16 protein-coding genes are annotated in these 18,080 nt (G+C 58.0%); 15 read left to right on the forward strand and 1 reads right to left on the reverse strand.

Annotated elements, in window-relative coordinates; genetic code table 11:
* On the forward strand, nucleotides 1–3,147 hold the full coding sequence (locus CLH62_RS11585; RefSeq protein WP_099618304.1) for an efflux RND transporter permease subunit: 3,147 nt from the start codon (nucleotides 1–3) through the stop codon (nucleotides 3,145–3,147).
* A 5-nt stretch (nucleotides 3,148–3,152) separates the two neighbouring features.
* On the opposite strand, the gene CLH62_RS11590 is transcribed toward CLH62_RS11585, so the two are convergent.
* Nucleotides 3,153–4,418 carry an EAL domain-containing protein gene (locus CLH62_RS11590; protein WP_099618305.1) on the reverse strand — a complete coding sequence of 422 codons (1,266 nt, stop codon included), beginning with the start codon at nucleotides 4,416–4,418 and terminating at the stop codon, nucleotides 3,153–3,155.
* A 228-nt stretch (nucleotides 4,419–4,646) separates the two neighbouring features.
* Between CLH62_RS11590 and CLH62_RS11595 the strand changes: the two genes are divergently transcribed.
* The 14 genes from CLH62_RS11595 to CLH62_RS11660 all read left to right on the forward strand — a co-directional run bounded on the left by CLH62_RS11595 (nucleotide 4,647) and on the right by CLH62_RS11660 (nucleotide 18,038).
* Complete coding sequence (locus tag CLH62_RS11595) at nucleotides 4,647–5,945, forward strand: MFS transporter (RefSeq protein ID WP_099618853.1); 1,299 nt, start codon at nucleotides 4,647–4,649, stop codon at nucleotides 5,943–5,945.
* A gap of 352 nt (nucleotides 5,946–6,297) precedes the next feature.
* Nucleotides 6,298–8,184: a tRNA uridine-5-carboxymethylaminomethyl(34) synthesis enzyme MnmG gene (mnmG, locus tag CLH62_RS11600; RefSeq protein ID WP_099618306.1), complete on the forward strand. Its 1,887-nt coding sequence runs from the start codon at nucleotides 6,298–6,300 to the stop codon at nucleotides 8,182–8,184.
* Nucleotides 8,185–8,193: 9 nt separating this feature from the next.
* Nucleotides 8,194–8,838 (forward strand): 16S rRNA (guanine(527)-N(7))-methyltransferase RsmG, encoded by a 645-nt coding sequence (rsmG, locus tag CLH62_RS11605; protein WP_099618307.1) that lies wholly within the window; start codon nucleotides 8,194–8,196, stop codon nucleotides 8,836–8,838.
* A 49-nt stretch (nucleotides 8,839–8,887) separates the two neighbouring features.
* Entirely contained in the window at nucleotides 8,888–9,682 is a 795-nt protein-coding gene (locus tag CLH62_RS11610) for a ParA family protein (RefSeq protein ID WP_099618308.1), read from the forward strand.
* Between the two features lie 60 nt (nucleotides 9,683–9,742).
* Nucleotides 9,743–10,618: a ParB/RepB/Spo0J family partition protein gene (locus CLH62_RS11615; protein WP_099618854.1), complete on the forward strand. Its 876-nt coding sequence runs from the start codon at nucleotides 9,743–9,745 to the stop codon at nucleotides 10,616–10,618.
* A 271-nt stretch (nucleotides 10,619–10,889) separates the two neighbouring features.
* The gene (locus CLH62_RS11620) at nucleotides 10,890–11,288 is read left to right on the forward strand and encodes a F0F1 ATP synthase subunit I (protein WP_099618309.1); all 399 of its coding nucleotides are present in this window, start codon (nucleotides 10,890–10,892) and stop codon (nucleotides 11,286–11,288) included.
* Between the two features lie 19 nt (nucleotides 11,289–11,307).
* Nucleotides 11,308–12,180 carry a F0F1 ATP synthase subunit A gene (gene atpB / locus CLH62_RS11625; RefSeq protein WP_099618310.1) on the forward strand — a complete coding sequence of 291 codons (873 nt, stop codon included), beginning with the start codon at nucleotides 11,308–11,310 and terminating at the stop codon, nucleotides 12,178–12,180.
* A 75-nt stretch (nucleotides 12,181–12,255) separates the two neighbouring features.
* Nucleotides 12,256–12,513: a F0F1 ATP synthase subunit C gene (atpE, locus tag CLH62_RS11630; protein ID WP_012138088.1), complete on the forward strand. Its 258-nt coding sequence runs from the start codon at nucleotides 12,256–12,258 to the stop codon at nucleotides 12,511–12,513.
* 68 nt (nucleotides 12,514–12,581) lie between these two features.
* Complete coding sequence (locus tag CLH62_RS11635; RefSeq protein ID WP_211285736.1) at nucleotides 12,582–13,052, forward strand: F0F1 ATP synthase subunit B; 471 nt, start codon at nucleotides 12,582–12,584, stop codon at nucleotides 13,050–13,052.
* 15 nt (nucleotides 13,053–13,067) lie between these two features.
* Complete coding sequence (locus CLH62_RS11640; RefSeq protein ID WP_099618312.1) at nucleotides 13,068–13,604, forward strand: F0F1 ATP synthase subunit delta; 537 nt, start codon at nucleotides 13,068–13,070, stop codon at nucleotides 13,602–13,604.
* Nucleotides 13,605–13,632: 28 nt separating this feature from the next.
* Nucleotides 13,633–15,177 carry a F0F1 ATP synthase subunit alpha gene (atpA, locus tag CLH62_RS11645; protein WP_099618313.1) on the forward strand — a complete coding sequence of 515 codons (1,545 nt, stop codon included), beginning with the start codon at nucleotides 13,633–13,635 and terminating at the stop codon, nucleotides 15,175–15,177.
* Nucleotides 15,178–15,254: 77 nt separating this feature from the next.
* Entirely contained in the window at nucleotides 15,255–16,118 is an 864-nt protein-coding gene (gene atpG / locus CLH62_RS11650; RefSeq protein WP_099618314.1) for a F0F1 ATP synthase subunit gamma, read from the forward strand.
* A 55-nt stretch (nucleotides 16,119–16,173) separates the two neighbouring features.
* Complete coding sequence (atpD, locus tag CLH62_RS11655; protein ID WP_099618315.1) at nucleotides 16,174–17,568, forward strand: F0F1 ATP synthase subunit beta; 1,395 nt, start codon at nucleotides 16,174–16,176, stop codon at nucleotides 17,566–17,568.
* A gap of 47 nt (nucleotides 17,569–17,615) precedes the next feature.
* The gene (locus CLH62_RS11660; RefSeq protein ID WP_099618316.1) at nucleotides 17,616–18,038 is read left to right on the forward strand and encodes a F0F1 ATP synthase subunit epsilon; all 423 of its coding nucleotides are present in this window, start codon (nucleotides 17,616–17,618) and stop codon (nucleotides 18,036–18,038) included.
* Nucleotides 18,039–18,080: the final 42 nt, after the last annotated feature.

Raw genomic sequence — 18,080 nt, forward strand, 5'->3', positions numbered from 1 at the left:
GTGATCCTGTCTGATATCTCCATCAAGCGCCCGGTCTTTGCCACCGTTCTCAGCCTGCTGATTGTGGTGTTTGGCCTCGCGGCCCTGCTGGGCCTGCCAGTGCGGGAATACCCGGATATCGATCCGCCCGTGGTGTCCATTTCCACCGATTACACCGGCGCGGCCGCGGAAGTCGTGGATACCCAGATTACCCAGGTAATTGAAGGCGCTATCAGTGGCATCGAGGGTATCCGCTCCATAGAATCCTCAACCGAACAGGGGGAGTCCCGTACCAGTATCGAGTTTTCAACCTCCCGGGATGTGGATATTGCCGCCAACGACGTTCGCGATGCCGTTTCCCGGGTTGCCAACCAGTTGCCCGACGAGGCTGATCCGCCGGTGGTGCGCAAGGCCGATTCCGACGCCCGACCGATGATGTGGGTCACCCTGCGTAGCGATATCTGGGACAGTGCCGAACTCAGTGATTTTGCCGAACGGGTGCTGGCGGACCGGCTGTCGGTACTGGACGGGGTGGCGGATGTCCGTATTGGTGGTGAACGTCGTTACGCCATCCGGGTCTGGCTCGATCGTGAGCGCCTGGCCGCCCGGGATATCACGGTGGCTGAAGTCGAGCGGGCGCTGCGGGCCAATAATGTGGAGCTGCCGGCCGGTTCGGTGGATTCCTCCACCCGCAATTTCACGGTCCGGGCCGAGGGCCGGCTGACCGACGTTGAGCAGTTCCGGGATCTGGTGATACGCCGTGATGGCAACGATCTGCTGCGTCTCGGCGAAGTGGCGAACGTGCAGATGGGCGTGGAGTCTGACGTCAGCCGTTTGCGGGCCAACGGCCAGACCGCCATCGGCATGGGCGTGATCCGACAGTCCAAGGCCAACACCGTGGCGGTGTCCGACGCGGTTCGGGCGGAGCTTGTGAAGATCCGGGAAACCCTGCCGCCGGAAGTCACCATCGCCGAAAGCTATGACGAATCCATCTTCATCCGCGCCTCCATCAAGGAGGTCGTCACCACCCTGGCCATTGCGGTGTCCCTGGTAATTCTGGTGATCTTCCTGTTCCTGCGCTCCTGGCGGGCGACACTGATTCCGGCGGTGACCATTCCGGTGGCGGTTATCGGTGCCTTTATCGGCCTGGGTTTCCTGGGCTTTTCCATCAACGTGCTGACCCTGCTGGCGGTGATTCTGGCCATCGGCCTGGTAGTGGACGATGCTATTGTCATGCTGGAAAACATCCAGCGCCGTATCGATGAGGGCGAGCCGCCGCTGCTGGCCTCCTACCGGGGCGCGAAACAGGTGGCGTTCGCTGTTATTGCCACTACCCTCACGCTGGTGGCGGTGTTCGTGCCCATCTCATTCATGGGCGGCAATGTCGGCCGGCTGTTTGCCGAGTTCGGCTTTACCCTGGCGGCGGCCGTAGTGGTTTCCAGCCTGGTGGCCCTGACCCTGGCGCCGATGCTGTGTTCCAAGTGGTTGAGGCATAGCCCGGAATCCGCCGAGGGCCATCGTCTTTGGGCCGCCAGTGAAAAAGTCCTCAATGGCCTGACCAACGGCTATGAGCGCATGCTGCGTTTTTCCCTCAATCAGCCGGGGCTGCTGCTGGGGCTTGGGATCGTGGGACTGATTGTTGCCGTGGTGATTTTCCCGCGTCTGCCCCAGGAGCTGGCCCCCACTGAGGACCGGGGGGTGATCATCATGCCCACCAGTGCGCCCCGGGGATCGACCGTTGAGTTCACTGACCATTATGTGCGCAAGGCCGAGCAGGCTCTGTTGCCCTACCTGGAGGACGGCTCAGCGAACCGTTTGCTGTCCATCGTGGGGTTCCGAGGTGAGGAGGACAACGCGTTCATGATCATGGGCCTGGTGCCCTGGGAAGAACGGTCGGTGAAGCAGCAGGCGATCACCACCGAGCTGCGGGGCAAGCTGAGCCAGATTTCCGGCATCCGCACCGTGGCAGTCAACCCGCCCGGCCTGGGCCAGCGCGGCTTCAGCCAGCCGGTGGAGTTTGTGGTGGCAGGCCCCGATTATGAATCGGTGCAGGCCTGGAGCCAGGAAATCGTGGAGCTGGCCAAGCAGAATCCCAGCCTGCTCAACCTGGAGACGGATTTTGAACTGACCCGGCCGGAATTGCGGGTGTCGATTGACCGGGAGCGGGCGGCAGACCTCGATATCACCATTGAAGATGTCGGGCTCACGCTGCAGACCATGCTGGCGTCCCGCCAGGTGACCACCTATCTGGACCGGGGCCGGGAATACGATGTCATTATCCAGGCTGCGGACGCAGACCGGGCAACGCCGTCGGACCTGGGCCAGATCTTCCTGCGGCCCCGGGAGGGCGGTACCCTGATACCCCTTCAGTCACTGGTATCGGTGGAGGAAATCGGCGCCAACCCGGACCTTCGCCGCATCGACCGCTTGCCGGCAGTGGTGATCAGTGCCTCCCTGGCGGAGGGTTACGATCTAGGCTCGGCCCTGACCTACCTGAACAATCTGGCGGTGGACAACCTGCCACCTGAGGCACGGGTAAGCTACAAGGGGCTGTCCCGGGAATTTCAGGAATCCTCGGCAGCGATCTACGTCACCTTTGGCCTGGCGTTCGTGATTGTCTTTCTGGTGCTGGCGGCCCAGTTCGAGAGCTGGATTCACCCGTTGATCATTATGCTGTCCGTGCCACTGGCGGTGACCGGTGCCCTGCTGGCGCTCTGGTGGTCGGGCATCAGCCTGAACATCTACAGCCAGATCGGGATCATCATGCTGCTCGGGTTGATGGCCAAGAACGGCATATTGATCGTGGAGTTCGCCAACCAGCTCCGGGACAAGGGCTATGAGGTGAAGGATGCCATTCTAGAGGGCGCCTGCCTGCGTTTCCGGCCGGTACTGATGACCACGATTTCCACGGTGTTCGGGGCGGTTCCTCTGGTCATAGCCACCGGTGCCGGGGCCGAAAGCCGGGCGGCCATAGGTATGGTGATTCTGGGCGGGTTGGTCTTCGCGACCACCCTGACGCTGTTTATCATCCCGGTTCTTTACAACCTCCTGGCACGATTTGCCAAGTCCTCCAACGCGGTGGAAAAGGAACTGGAACGTCAGGCCACAGGCCAGGCCGGCGGCGCGGGACTGGTGGCAGCGCCCCAGAAGCGTGCTGACGATTTTTGACGTTGCTAGAGAGTGGCCGGCAAACTGATCTGGCCGCCGAACACTTCGTCCGGATGGATATCCACGCAAAAGACCCGCTGCCCCGGCAGCATGGTCGAGAGCGTGACGGTGCGTTTGGCATCCGGCAGGCCGACGTAGGGCCGGCAGCTGCTGATGTGCTGGGGTCGGTCCAGAGCGTTCCGGAAATACTCCCGGTGCGCCCACCGGGCCCCGGCCGAGTGGTATAACGGATTGAATTTGCCCCGGTGGATATCCGGGTTGGCCCGGGCCAGGTTGCCCTGCTGGATACCCTGGGCGTTGAGTAGAAAACAGCGTTTTATACCGTCCACCGCCAGAAGCCGGCCGCAGGCGCTATCGAAGGGTAATTCCCGGCTCAGCGAATGGCAGGCTTCAAGAATCTCGAAACGCAGCAGCCGCAAATAGCTTTCCTGATCGCGAACATCCTGCAGTGACCATTCACTGGAATCGGCAATTACTGCTCTCAGGCCATGCTCTGTCTGTTCGGCCTGGTGCACATCCAGGCTACCGGGTCTGGCGAACAGGAAACCCTGCAACAGATCCGCCTCGGTATCCAGGGCGATGCGGGCCTGGGCGTTGTTCTCAATCCCTTCAAGCAGCACCAGGCTGCCGCTTTCCCGAATCATTTTGACCAGGCTTTCCAGCAGCATTCGGGCCCGGCTGTTGGTTTCGGCATTCACCAGCAGGCTTCGGTCGAGTTTCACAATCAGCGGGTTGATGCGCCACAGGCGCTCGAAGTTGGAGTCACCCATGCCAAAGTCATCAATGGCAATCTGAAAGCCCCGGGCCTTGGCCTTGTGGATAAACTCCAGCAGGGCAGAGGGATTCTCGGATGCGGTTTCCACCAGCTCCAGCACCACTTTCTCTGGATGGATGCCACTTTGCTGGCACTGACTGGCAAGTCGCTCCAGAGAGGCTTCCGGGTGAATGCAGGTGGCCGGATTGATATTCAGGAACAGCCACACCGGCTGGGAACCGGCGACAAAGTTGTCCAGGTGGAGCTGCAGCAGGTGCCGGTCAAGTTCCGGTGTCTGGTTGTGCCTGTCGGCCTGTTCGAAGAGTTCGATGGGAGGCACCGGTTGATTGTCCCGGCTGACCCTGACCAGTGCTTCGTAACCCACCAGTTTCTGGTGGGTGGGGCTGAGAATGGGCTGGTACACAGAGTTGAAATCGTAACGTTGGATAATATCCGGGGCCGGGGCTGTGCCAGCCCGGCGATGGCTGCGACGGGGAAGTCGGACTACGCTGCTCATGGTCAGGAACCTTATACTACGGATCTGTTCGAGCCATCCTGGCCACGGTTTTGGGTGTCTGAACAGCAGGTTAAAGCGAATTCCGTACCAGAACGCCAGAAATCATGCGTTTTTTGGTGGTTCATGGCGTCAAATAAATCCCGGGGCCGGGAACCCGGCGCTCCGGTGCACCGGATTGGCGCGAAAAAGAAAACCGGTCTAACAGGCTGCACCAAAACAGGATTTTTCATGGCAACACACAGTCAGTTCCGTTTGCTCGGTCAGCGCCGGTTTCTGCCGTTCTACCTGACCCAGTTCTCCGGCGCTTTTAACGACAATCTGTTCAAGAACGCCCTGTTGCTGCTGATTACTTACAGCGCCGGCGGTTTGATGGGGCTGTCGGTGAATGTCGTGGTCAACCTCGCAGCCTTCCTGTTCATTCTGCCGTTCTTCCTGTTCTCGGGCATTGCCGGGCAAATGGCGGACCGCTACGAAAAAGCCCGGATTATCCGGAATGTGAAACTGGCGGAAATCATCATCATGTTTATTGCGGCCCTTGGCCTCTGGTTTGGCTGGTACGAGCTGCTGCTGGTGTTGCTGTTCCTGATGGGCACCCAGTCCACCTTCTTCGGCCCGGTGAAATACGCCATTCTGCCCCAGGTGCTGGCGGATGATGAGCTGGTGGGGGGCAATGGTCTGGTGGGCATGGGCACGTTTGTCGCCATTCTTCTGGGCACGATTGCCGCGGGTTTGCTGATGGGCTTCGAAACCGCCGCCAGGCTGACGGCGGTTGCCGTGGTGGTGATGGCGGTGCTGGGATATTTGTCGGCGCGTCAGGTTCCCGCAACCGAGCCCGACGGTTCCGGCATCACGGTTCGCTTTCGGCCGGTGCTGGAAACCTGGAATCTGATGGCCCTGGCGGCGGAGCGACGCCAGGTACTGCTGGCAGTTCTGGCGATTTCCTGGTTCTGGTTTCTCGGCGCCGCCTACCTGACCCAGTTTCCCAATTTTGCCCGCACCAGCTTGCTTGGCGATGAAACCGTGGTCACCCTGCTGCTGGCCATGTTCACTATCGGCATTTCCATTGGCTCGATGATGTGCGAGCGGCTGACCAAACACCGGATTACCCTGGTGCCCGTGCCCTGGGGTGCCCTTGGTCTGAGCCTGTTGGGGATTGATCTGTACTTCGCGGTACCGGACGATCCGGTTGCCTCCACCTGGTGGACCCTGCTGACCGACCCCGTATACCTGAGAGTTCTGCTGGACCTGGTTGGCATCGGGGTATGCGGCGGTCTGTTCATCGTGCCGCTGTACGCCTTTATCCAGCATGAAACCCCACGAAACAAACGCGCGCGGATCATTGCCGCGCTGAATGTGATCAATGCCCTGTTCATGGTGGTCAGTGCCCTTTGCGGAATTGTGGTCCTTGGCCTGCTTGAAGTGAGCATCCCGGGCTTTTTCCTGTTGTTGTCATTGCTGAACGGGGTGGTTCTGGTGGTGGTCTGGCAATTGCGGCGCAGAACCGCGGCTGGTTCTGTGGATAATTAGTTGGACAACCTAAGGACAGACTCTGGATTAATTTTAGGTATATTAATTAAAACAATAGGTTAAGGTGTTATTTGAGGTGGTTAACAAGTAGCCTTGCATGTGGATAACTTTCTTGAAAACTTTTCTGAGAAGAGCGATCCAAGCCTATGAAAAGCCAAAAATTTCGGTTTTCCACTATCCGATGAATCGGTGAAAAAAGCGGCTGCCTGCCCTTTGTGACCCCTGTCCGGCTTTCAACCGCCTTTTGATCTGGTTAAAATTTGCACATTCCGACTGCATTTTCCCGGGTGAGGCGTTATACTCGCCGCCCTGTTTTTATACCTTTTTTTCAGCCCGATTTCCGAGGTGAACTGTGGATTTTCCGACCCGTTTCGATGTCATTGTCATTGGTGGTGGCCATGCCGGTACCGAGGCCGCACTGGCGGCTGCGCGCATGGGTTCCCAAACCCTGCTGCTGACCCACAACATTGAAACCCTGGGCCAGATGTCCTGTAACCCGGCCATCGGTGGCATTGGCAAGAGCCATCTGGTGAAGGAAATCGACGCACTGGGCGGCGCCATGGCAGAAGCCACGGACCAGGCTGGTATCCAGTTCCGGGTCCTGAACAGCCGCAAAGGGCCAGCTGTCCGTGCCACCCGTGCCCAGGCAGACCGGGTGCTTTACAAGGCGGCCATCCGCCACACCCTGGAAAACCAGCCCAATCTGACCCTGTTCCAGCAGGCGGCCGACGACCTGATTGTGGAAAACGACCAGGTGACCGGCGTGGTGACCCAGACTGGCATCCGCTTCAACGCCAGGACGGTGGTGCTGACTACCGGCACCTTCCTCGGCGGGGTCATCCACATCGGTATGCAACATCACGCTGGTGGTCGGGCTGGCGATGCGCCGGCCAACGCCCTGGCCAAACGCCTGCGGGAACTGCCGTTCAATGTGGGCCGCCTGAAAACCGGCACGCCGCCGAGAATTGATGCCCGGTCTGTGGATTTCTCGGTAATGCAGGAACAGTGGGGCGATGACCCTGTGCCGGTCATGTCCTTCATCGGCAGCCGCAGCCAGCATCCGGAACAGGTCTGTTGCTACGTTACCCGCACGACCGAAGAAACCCACGACATCATCCGCAGCGGCTTCGACCGTTCGCCGATGTTTGCCGGCAGTATTGAAGGTGTGGGCCCGCGTTACTGCCCGTCCATTGAAGACAAGGTCAACCGCTTTGCCGACAAGGATTCGCACCAGATTTTTGTGGAGCCGGAAGGCCTGACCACCAACGAGCTGTACCCGAACGGTATCTCCACCAGCCTGCCTTTCGATATTCAGCTGGCGGCGGTGCGTTCCATTCCGGGTTTTGAGAATGCCCACATCACCCGGCCGGGCTATGCCATCGAATACGATTACCTGAACCCCCAGGACCTGCGCCACACCCTGGAAACCAAGTTCATCCAGGGCCTGTACTTTGCCGGCCAGATCAATGGCACCACCGGTTACGAAGAAGCCGGCGCCCAGGGCCTGCTGGCCGGCATCAACGCCGCCCTGAAAGCCCAGGAAAAAGACGAGTGGTACCCGCGCCGTGATGAGGCCTACCTGGGCGTGCTGGTGGATGACCTGATTACCATGGGCACCTCCGAGCCCTACCGCATGTTCACCAGCCGCGCCGAATACCGGCTGATCCTGCGCGAAGACAATGCCGATCTGCGCCTCACCGAAACCGGCCGCAAGCTGGGCCTGGTGAACGAGGAGCGCTGGCAGAAATTCAACGACAAGCGCGAGGCCATCGCCACCGAGCGCAGCCGTCTCGAATCCACTCGTATTCATCCGAATACCGAAGCCGGGGAGCGGGCGAAAGGCTTCCTCAAGCAGCCGATGACCCGGGACCAGTCCCTGGCTGAACTGCTGCGTCGTCCCGAGATCGGCTACAGCCACATTGCCGAAATCGGTGCTGAGCAGGCGGATGACCCGGTGGTTGCTGATCAGGTGGAGATCGAGATCAAGTACGAAGGCTATATCTCCCGCCAGACCGACGAAATCGAGCGTTTGCGCCGGAACGAAAACACCGCTTTGCCGGTGGACCTGGATTACGAGGTGATTGGCGGCTTGTCCAACGAGATCAAACAGAAACTCCAGACTGTTCGTCCGGAGACGGTGGCCCAGGCATCCCGCATCCAGGGCGTGACCCCGGCGGCGGTGAGCCAGATCCTGGTGCACCTGAAAAAGCGCGACCTGCTGCGCAAACAGACAGCCTGATCCGCGCCCATGACCAATACGCTCTGGCAGGGTCAGCTCCGGGACGGACTGGCGGCAATGGGTCTCTCCCTGACCGACGGCCAGCAGCAACAGCTGCTGGCCTTTCTTGGCCTGCTCAACAAATGGAACCGGGCCTACAATCTCACTGCGGTGCGTGATGAGGGGGAAATGGTGTCCCGGCAGCTGCTGGACAGCCTCAGTATCCTGCCCTGGGTAACCACGGATCATCTGCTGGATGTCGGAGCCGGGGGTGGTCTGCCTGGAATACCCCTGGCCATCGCCCTGCCCGGGAAGCGGTTTACCTTGCTGGACAGCAACGGCAAGAAAACCCGGTTCCTGAACCAGTGTGTTCTGGAGCTGGGCCTGGACAACGTTAAGGTGATTCACGGCCGGGCGGAAGCCTGCACCCCTGCCGAGCCTTTTACCCAGATCAGCAGCCGGGCTTTCACCGCGCTGCAGAATCTGGTGAGCTGGTGTGGGGGTTTGCTGGCAAATGAGGGCGAGTTCCTTGCCATGAAAGGCCAGTTTCCGGATGATGAAGTGGCTGCTCTTCCGGCCGGCTGGCAGGTAAAATCCAGATATTCCCTGGAAGTCCCCGGTGCCGATGGCGAGCGCCATTTACTGGTGATCTCCCGGGCAGCGCAATCCCGGTAGCTCTGTACTTGAAATTCATAACCGGTAACCCCGAACAAGGAGGCAAGACATGGCGCGCGTGATTGCAGTGACCAATCAGAAAGGCGGTGTGGGCAAAACCACCACCTGCGTCAATCTTGCTGCCTCCCTGGCTGCAACCAAACGCCGGGTGCTGTTGGTGGATATGGATCCCCAGGGCAATGCCACCATGGGCAGCGGTGTCGATAAAAATACCCTGCAGCTCTCCGGTTACGACATGCTGACCAAACGGGCCAGCGCCGCCGAAGTCATCATTCCTGCAGAAGCGTCGGGCTTCGATATCCTGCCGGCCAACGGCGACCTCACCGCCGCTGAAGTGGAACTGATGAACGAAATCGGCCGCGAGCACCGTCTGCGTCTTGCCCTCAATACCGTTCGCGACAACTACGATTACATCCTGATCGATTGCCCGCCCTCGCTCAGTCTGCTGACGGTGAATGCCCTGTCCGCAGCGGATGCGGTACTGATTCCGATGCAGTGTGAGTACTACGCCCTGGAAGGCCTGGCCGCGCTGATGAACACAGTCGAGCAGATCCAGGAGACCGTGAACCCGAATCTCGAGGTGGAGGGTATCCTGCGCACCATGTACGACCCCCGAAACAGCCTGACACTGGATGTGTCCGGCCAGCTGACGGAGTATTTCGGCGACAAGGTCTACCGTGCGGTTATTCCCCGTAATGTCCGTCTGGCCGAGGCGCCAAGTTATGGCATGCCGGCCCTGAAGTATGACCGGGCTTCCAAGGGTGCTATCGCGTATCTGGCCCTGGCCGGCGAGATGGTTCGCCGCCATGGTTCAAAAAAGACATCCGCACCGGTTGCGGTGTAACATACCGCCCTGTCACTCACTGAAGCACAACGATTTTCAACGGGAAGAATGACTGACACCATGGCGGCTAAGAAACGAGGATTGGGCGAACGTGGACTGGGCGCCCTGCTGGCGGGCTCGAAGGTCAATCTCGACCAGGAGCTGAAAGACCACGACGGTGAGCTCCGCGAAGTCCCTATCGACCTGATCCAGCGTGGCCGTTTCCAGCCCCGGCGGGATATGGATCCGGCTGCCCTACAGGAACTGGCTGATTCCATTCGCCAGCAAGGGGTGATGCAGCCGGTGGTGGTTCGCCCCATCGCCGAAGGCCGCTATGAACTGATTGCCGGGGAACGCCGTTGGCGTGCCACCCAGATGGCCGGTCTGGACAGCATCCCCGCCATCATCCGGGATGTTCCGGACGAAGCCGCCATCGCCATGGCGCTGATCGAGAACATCCAGCGCGAAAACCTCAATCCTATTGAAGAAGCCTTTGCCCTGCAGCGCCTGCAGGACGAGTTCGGCCTGACCCAGGCCCAGGTTGCGGAAGCCGTAGGTAAATCCCGGACCACCATCACCAACCTGCTACGGTTGATCGGCCTTTCGGAAGATGTCCGTATCATGCTGGAGCATGGCGATCTGGAGATGGGCCACGGTCGCGCCATGTTGACCCTGGCGCCGGAACTGCAGATGCAGGTGGCGAAACAGGTGGTGGCGAAATCCCTGTCTGTTCGCCAGACCGAAGCTCTGGTGCGTCGGGTCCAGCAGGAAACGCCGGACAGTAAATCCCGGAAAAAAGGGACGCTGGACCCCAACATCCGGGCCCTGCAGGATGACCTGGCGGAGCGTCTGGGTGCCAGGGTGTCTATTGACCACCGTCAGCGTGGCAAGGGCAAACTGGTGATTGAGTACAGTTCCCTGGACGAGCTGGACGGCATTCTCGGCCATATCAAATAAAAACGTCGGGGTTTTGTGGGCTTTCCGACCCCCTACGAAAGTTCGTATTCCACTACGCACACAACATGTAGTGGTGAAAAACTGAACGAACGCCTATTTGTGACGAAAATAGCCAAAAGCCAGTCATTACGCCGCTTCTGACGGGCCAGCCAGCACCGGGTTTTGTTGATTCGTGCACATTGAACACATATAATCTGCGGCGCTCGTATCGGTGTATTTGCTTACTTTTTAAACGGCACCGGACGAAAAGCACCGTACTTTCGGGACAAACATGACGAAGGCAACTTCGGGCGGTATCCGCCGCCCGCCCATCGCACGATGGTTTGTAATAGAAAGTGTGATACTTGTCGTCGTCAGCCTGGCGTTTCTCTTGCGAGGCCAGGTGGCTGGTTATTCAGCGCTTCTGGGCGGACTTATCTTTCTGATCCCCCATGGTTATTTTGCGCTCAAGGCATTCCGCTACTCCGGCGCGCGGTCTGCCAGACAGATCATGAGTTCTTTTTACCAGGGTGAGGCCGGCAAGCTCATCCTGTGCGCCATCCTTTTCACGATGGTGTTCAAATGGATTCAGCCGCTCGACGTAGCGGCACTTTTTTTAACATTTGCGATCATGCTGGTCACCAACTGGTTGACACCGCTTCTGGCGGGCAGCAATACGCAGCAAAGCTAACTGGACCTGGGAAACCGTTATGGCAGGAAGTGCATCCGAATATATCCAGCATCACCTCCAGAACCTGACGTATGGCAAGTTGCCTGCGGGTTACGAACGCGCCGACGGCACGGTACTGCAGGAAGCGCAGTGGACTATGGCCCACAATGCGGCTGAAGCCTCCGATATGGGGTTCATGGCATTGCACGTCGATTCCCTCGGCTGGTCCGTCGCCCTGGGCGTGATTTTCCTGTTCATTTTCCGTCTGGCGGCCAAGCGTGTTACATCCGGTCAGCCCGGTGGGCTGCAGAACTTCGTTGAAGTCATGATCGAGTTTGTCGATAACAGCGTCAAGGAAACCTTCCACGGCAGGAACAAGGTCATCGCGCCGCTGGCACTGACCATTTTCTGCTGGGTATTCCTGATGAACCTGATGGACCTGGTGCCGGTGGACTTCCTGCCCCAGCTGTTCCACCTGATGGGCCTGGAATACATGAAGGTGGTTCCGACCACAGACGTGAACGTGACTCTGGGCATGTCCCTGTCGGTATTTGCGCTGATCATCTACTACAGCGTCAAGGTTAAGGGTGTGGGTGGCTTCCTGGGCGAATTGACCCTGCACCCCTTCTCATCCGACAACCTGTTCCTGAAAATCCTGCTGGTGCCGGTAAACTTCCTGCTCGAGGGCGTGAGCCTGTTGGCCAAGCCGGTTTCACTGGCACTGCGTCTGTTTGGTAACCTTTACGCGGGCGAGCTGATCTTTATCCTGATTGCACTGCTGCCGTTCTGGGCGCAGTGGACACTGTCTGTACCCTGGGCGATCTTCCACATTCTGATCATCACCCTGCAGGCGTTCATCTTTATGATGTTGACGATCGTGTACCTGAGCATGGCTCATGAGGACACTCACTGATCGGGCACCATTAAGCCGTAGTTCTAAACCCTAAACCCTTAAACTGAAAAACCTAACTGAAAACTGGGAGTTATCATGGAAACTGTAGTTGGAATGACCGCTATTGCCGTTGCACTGCTGATTGGCCTGGGTGCCCTGGGTACTGCGATTGGCTTTGGTATCCTCGGCGGCAAGTTCCTGGAAGGCGCCGCGCGTCAGCCGGAAATGACCCCGATGTTGCAGGTTAAAATGTTCATCGTTGCAGGTCTGCTGGACGCCGTAACCATGATCGGTGTTGGTATCGCTCTGTTCTTCACTTTCGCCAACCCGTTTGTCGGCCAGATCGCCGGTTAATCGAGTCGCCAGAGCCGGGGGTTACCCCGGTCAGATGATTCTTAACAAAACAGGCGAGAGGTGAAGACGTGAACATTAATTTGACGATGATTGGTCAAGCCATCGCGTTCTTTATCTTTGTCGTCTTCTGCATGAAATACGTGTGGCCGCCAATTATGGCCGCACTGCAGGAGCGTCAAAAGAAGATCGCTGACGGACTGGCTGCCTCAGACCGCGCTTCGCGCGATCTGGAACTGGCTCAGGAAAAGTCAGCACAGGAACTGCGTGAAGCCAAGCAGCAAGCTGCTGGCCTGATTGAACAGGCCAACAAGCGTGCGGCCCAGATTGTGGAAGCATCCAAGGATGACGCCCGCAAGGAAGGCCAGAAGCTGATTGAGCAGGCCAGGGCCGAAATTGAACAGGAGCGGAATCAGGCTCGTGACGCGCTGCGTGCAGAAGTTGCCGCTATTGCTGTCGCCGGTGCTGAGAAGATCCTGGAAACCTCTGTCGATGCCTCCAAGCACAACGAGATGTTGGACAAACTGGCGGCAGAACTCTAAACGACGAGGTTCATCATGGCAGAACTGAGAACGCTGGCCCGTCCCTACGCAAAGGCAGCATTTGGTGCCGCTCAGGAGCATAAGCAGCTGGCTGAGTGGTCACAGGTGCTGACGGTTGCCGGGCAGGTCACCGCGAACAAAGACATTCGACAGCTTCTCGCGAATCCGGGTCTCGAAGAGCAGAAGAAGGCTGATCTGATTCTGGAGGTCGTCGAAGAAGGCGTCACCGAACAGATCCGGAACTTTTTCGCTGTACTGGCGGAAAAACGCCGGCTGACTCTTCTTCCTGAGATTTCAGCGCTCTTCAACACGTACCGGGCTGATCTGGAGCGCACTGTTGATATCGAAGTTACCGCGGCTTTCGAGCTGACGGACGAACAGCAACAGAAGCTCGCCCAGGCACTCTCGAAGAAGCTCGAGCGGCAAGTGTCACTCGCAGCGTCACTGGACAAGTCACTGATTGGCGGCGTGATTATTCGCACCGGCGATCTGGTCATTGACGCTTCTGTACGCGGAAAGCTGGCCAAGCTGGCCGACGCTCTGGGCTCCTGATTTCAGCACAAGGTTTGAGGATATTGGCATGCAGCAACTGAATCCATCCGAGATCAGTGACATCATCAAGAAGAGAATCGAACAGCTCGATATCTCTTCGGAAGCAAAAAACGAAGGTACGATCCTGTCGGTTTCTGACGGTATCGTGCTGATCCACGGTCTTGCCGACGTTATGTACGGTGAGATGATTGAATTTGCCAACGGCACCTTCGGCATGGCTCTGAACCTGGAACGTGATTCCGTTGGTGCGGTTGTGCTGGGCGACTACGAGGATCTGGCGGAAGGTCAGAAGGTTCGTTGTACCGGCCGGATCCTGGAAGTACCGGTTGGCCCGGAACTGATGGGCCGAGTTGTCGACGCTCTGGGTAACCCGATTGACGGCAAGGGCGACCTTGGTACCGAACTGACCTCCCCGGTCGAGAAAGTTGCACCGGGTGTTATCGCTCGTCAGTCCGTTGACGAGCCGGTCCAGACCGGTCTGAAAGCGATCGACACCATGGTGCCGATCGGCCGTGGCCAGCGCGAGCTGATCATCGGTGACCGCCAGATCGGTAAGACCGCGGTTGCGATCGACGCGATCATCAACCAGAAAGCCACCGGCATCAAGTGTATCTACGTTGCCGTTGGCCAGAAGCAGTCTTCCATTGCCGCCGTTGTGCGCAAGCTGGAAGAGCACGGTGCGATGGATCACACCATTGTGGTTGCCGCCGGTGCCGCGGATCCTGCAGCGATGCAGTTCCTGGCTCCGTACTCCGGTACTTCCATGGGTGAATACTTCCGTGACCGTGGCGAAGACGCCCTGATCATCTATGATGATCTGTCCAAGCAGGCTGTGGCCTATCGCCAGATTTCCCTGCTGCTGCGTCGTCCGCCAGGCCGTGAAGCCTACCCGGGTGACGTATTCTACCTGCACTCCCGTCTGTTGGAGCGTGCGTCCCGTGTTAACGCAGATTACGTTGAGCAACTGACCAACGGTGAAGTGAAAGGCAAGACCGGTTCCCTGACCGCACTGCCGATCATCGAAACCCAGGCCGGTGACGTTTCCGCGTTCGTACCGACCAACGTAATCTCCATTACCGATGGCCAGATTTTCCTGGAAACCAACCTGTTCAACTCCGGTATCCGTCCGGCAATGAACGCCGGTATCTCCGTATCCCGGGTAGGTGGTGCAGCCCAGACCAAGATCATGAAGAAGCTTGGCGGTAACATCCGTCTGGCCCTGGCCCAGTATCGGGAACTGGCCGCGTTCGCCCAGTTTGCTTCCGACCTTGACGAAGCAACCCGGCAGCAGCTTGAGCACGGTCAGCGGGTAACGGAACTCATGAAACAGAACCAGTACAGCCCGATGTCTGTGGCTGAAATGGGTACGGTTCTGTTTGCAGCCAACGAAGGCTTCCTGGACGACGTTGATGTTGACAAGGTAGTGAAGTTTGAAGCGCAGCTGCTCGACTGGATGCGCTCCGAACAGAAAGACCTGCTCGACAAGATCAACGAGAAAGGCGATTACAACGATGAAATCGCTGCCGGCCTAAAAGCTGCACTTGAGAAATTCAAGACCACTCAGAGCTGGTAAGAAAATGGGCCTGCGGCATGTGAGTCGCGGGCCGCTTTTCGTAGCAACGAGTGTCTAACTTGAGAAGGCAGTGAGTTATGGCCATCGGCAAAGAAATACGTAACCAGATTTCAAGCATCAAGAGCACGCAGAAAATCACCAGCGCCATGGAAATGGTGGCTGCGAGTAAGATGCGCAAGGCTCAGGAACGCATGCAGGCGACTCGCCCGTATGCCGACAAGATGCGTCAGGTGATCGGGCACATTGCCAAGGCGAATGCTCAGTACAAGCACCCGTTCATGGTCGAGCGCGACGTAAAGCGCGTGGGCTATATTGTGGTGTCAACTGATCGTGGCCTCTGCGGTGGTCTGAACATCAACCTGTTCAAAGCGCTTGTCCGTGAAATGAAAGCGTGGAAAGAAAAGGGAGTGGAAACCGATCTGTGCGCCATCGGGCAGAAAGGGGCTTCCTTTTTCCGGAGCTATGGCGGCAATGTCATTGCGGCATTGACCCACCTGGGTGACAGCCCGAGCTCTGAAAAACTCATCGGCAACGTCAAGGTCATGCTGGATTCGTTCTCTGAGGGCAAGATTGATCGCCTGTACGTGGTGAGCAACGAATTCGTCAACACCATGACCCAAAGCCCGAAGGTACAGCAGCTTCTGCCCCTGCCTCCGAGCGAAGACGAAGAAGAGATCAAGAACCAGTGGGATTATCTCTACGAGCCCGATGCCAGGCAGATCCTCGATGGCCTTCTGCCACGTTTTATTGAATCCCAGGTGTACCAGGGTGTGGTAGAAAATCTGGCATGTGAACAGGCAGCCCGGATGATCGCCATGAAGAGCGCAACTGATAACGCCGGTAGCATTATCGACGAACTTCAGTTGGCTTATAACAAGGCGCGTCAGGCAGCCATTACCCAAGAGATATCGGAGATTGTGAGCGGCGCCGCTTCGGTCTGATCCGGCCCACAATCCAACTGGTTTCATTGACTATCAAGATAACGAGGAACCGAGCATGAGTAGCGGACAAATCGTTCAGATCATTGGCGCGGTTATCGACGTGGAATTCCCACGTGACTCCGTGCCCAAAATATATGACGCACTGCTGCTTGAAGGTGGCGAAACAACTCTGGAAGTCCAGCAGCAGCTGGGTGACGGCATTGTACGTACCATCGCCATGGGCAGTACCGAAGGCCTGAAGCGTGGCCTGAACGCAGAAAACACCGGCAAGCCGATTTCGGTACCGGTTGGCACCCAGACTCTGGGTCGTATCATGGATGTTCTGGGTCGTCCTATCGACGAAGCCGGCGAGATCGGCGAAGAAGAGCGCTGGGCCATTCACCGTAAGGCTCCGAGCTATGCCGACCAGGCCGCGTCTGCTGACCTTCTGGAAACCGGTATCAAGGTTATCGACCTGATCTGCCCGTTCGCCAAGGGTGGTAAGGTTGGCCTGTTCGGTGGTGCCGGTGTTGGTAAGACCGTAAACATGATGGAGCTGATCAACAACATCGCGAAAGAGCACTCCGGTCTCTCCGTATTCGCGGGTGTTGGTGAGCGGACCCGGGAAGGTAACGACTTCTACTACGAAATGAAGGACTCCAACGTCCTTGATAAAGTCGCCATGGTTTACGGCCAGATGAACGAGCCTCCCGGAAACCGCCTGCGTGTGGCCCTGACCGGTCTCACCATCGCTGAGAAGTTCCGTGACGAAGGTCGTGACGTACTGTTGTTCGTTGACAACATCTACCGTTACACCCTGGCCGGTACCGAGGTATCGGCACTGCTGGGTCGTATGCCTTCTGCGGTTGGTTACCAGCCGACGCTGGCCCAGGAGATGGGTGAGCTGCAGGAACGGATTACCTCCACCAAGAACGGCTCTATCACCTCTATCCAGGCGGTCTACGTACCGGCGGATGACTTGACTGACCCGTCGCCTGCGACCACCTTCTCGCACCTGGATGCGACCGTGGTACTGAGCCGTGACATCGCTTCCAAGGGTATTTACCCGGCGATCGATCCGCTGGATTCCACCTCCCGTCAGCTGGATCCACTGGTCATCGGCCATGAGCACTACGAAGTGGCCCGTGGCGTGCAGACAAACCTGCAGCGCTACAAGGAGCTGAAAGACATCATCGCCATCCTGGGTATGGACGAACTGTCAGAAGAAGACAAGCTGACCGTAGCCCGTGCCCGTAAGATCGAGCGTTTTCTGTCCCAGCCGTTCCACGTTGCTGAAGTATTCACCGGTTCCCCCGGTAAATACGTTTCCCTCAAGGAAACCATCAGCAGCTTTAAGGGCATCCTGAATGGCGACTATGACGAATTGCCCGAGCAGGCGTTCTACATGGTTGGTACTATTGAGGAAGCGGTCGAGAAAGCGAAGGAAATGAAGGGCAAGGCCAAGAAGTAATTTGGGCCTGAGAACTTGTTTCCGGATCGATCAAAGAGGCAACTGACATGGGTATGACCGTGCATTGTGATGTGGTAAGTGCCGAAACAAAGATCTATTCCGGATTGGTAGAAATGCTGATCGCAGCGGGCTCTGAAGGTGACCTGGGTATTGCCCCGGGTCACACCCCGCTGCTGACCGAGCTGAAGCCGGGTCCCATTCGGATCATCAAGCAGGGCGGTGAAGAAGAGATTCTTTATGTGTCCGGCGGATATCTGGAGGTCCAGGCCAATCTGGTGACTTTGTTGGCGGATACCGCGGTTCGTGCAAAGGATGTGGACGAAGCAGCCGCACTTGAGGCTCAGAAAGAAGCCGAGAAAGCACTTGCCAACAAGACCGGTGAATTCGAGTACTCCCGTGCCGCTGCAGAGCTGGCCGAAGCTGTTGCCCAGCTTCGTACCATCCAGCAGCTGCGTAACAAAATGCGCTAAGCATTTCTGTTTCGGGTTTGCCGAACACCGAAGCCGCATCCT

The organism is Marinobacter guineae (genome assembly GCF_002744735.1).
GTDB classification, from domain to species: domain Bacteria; phylum Pseudomonadota; class Gammaproteobacteria; order Pseudomonadales; family Oleiphilaceae; genus Marinobacter; species Marinobacter guineae.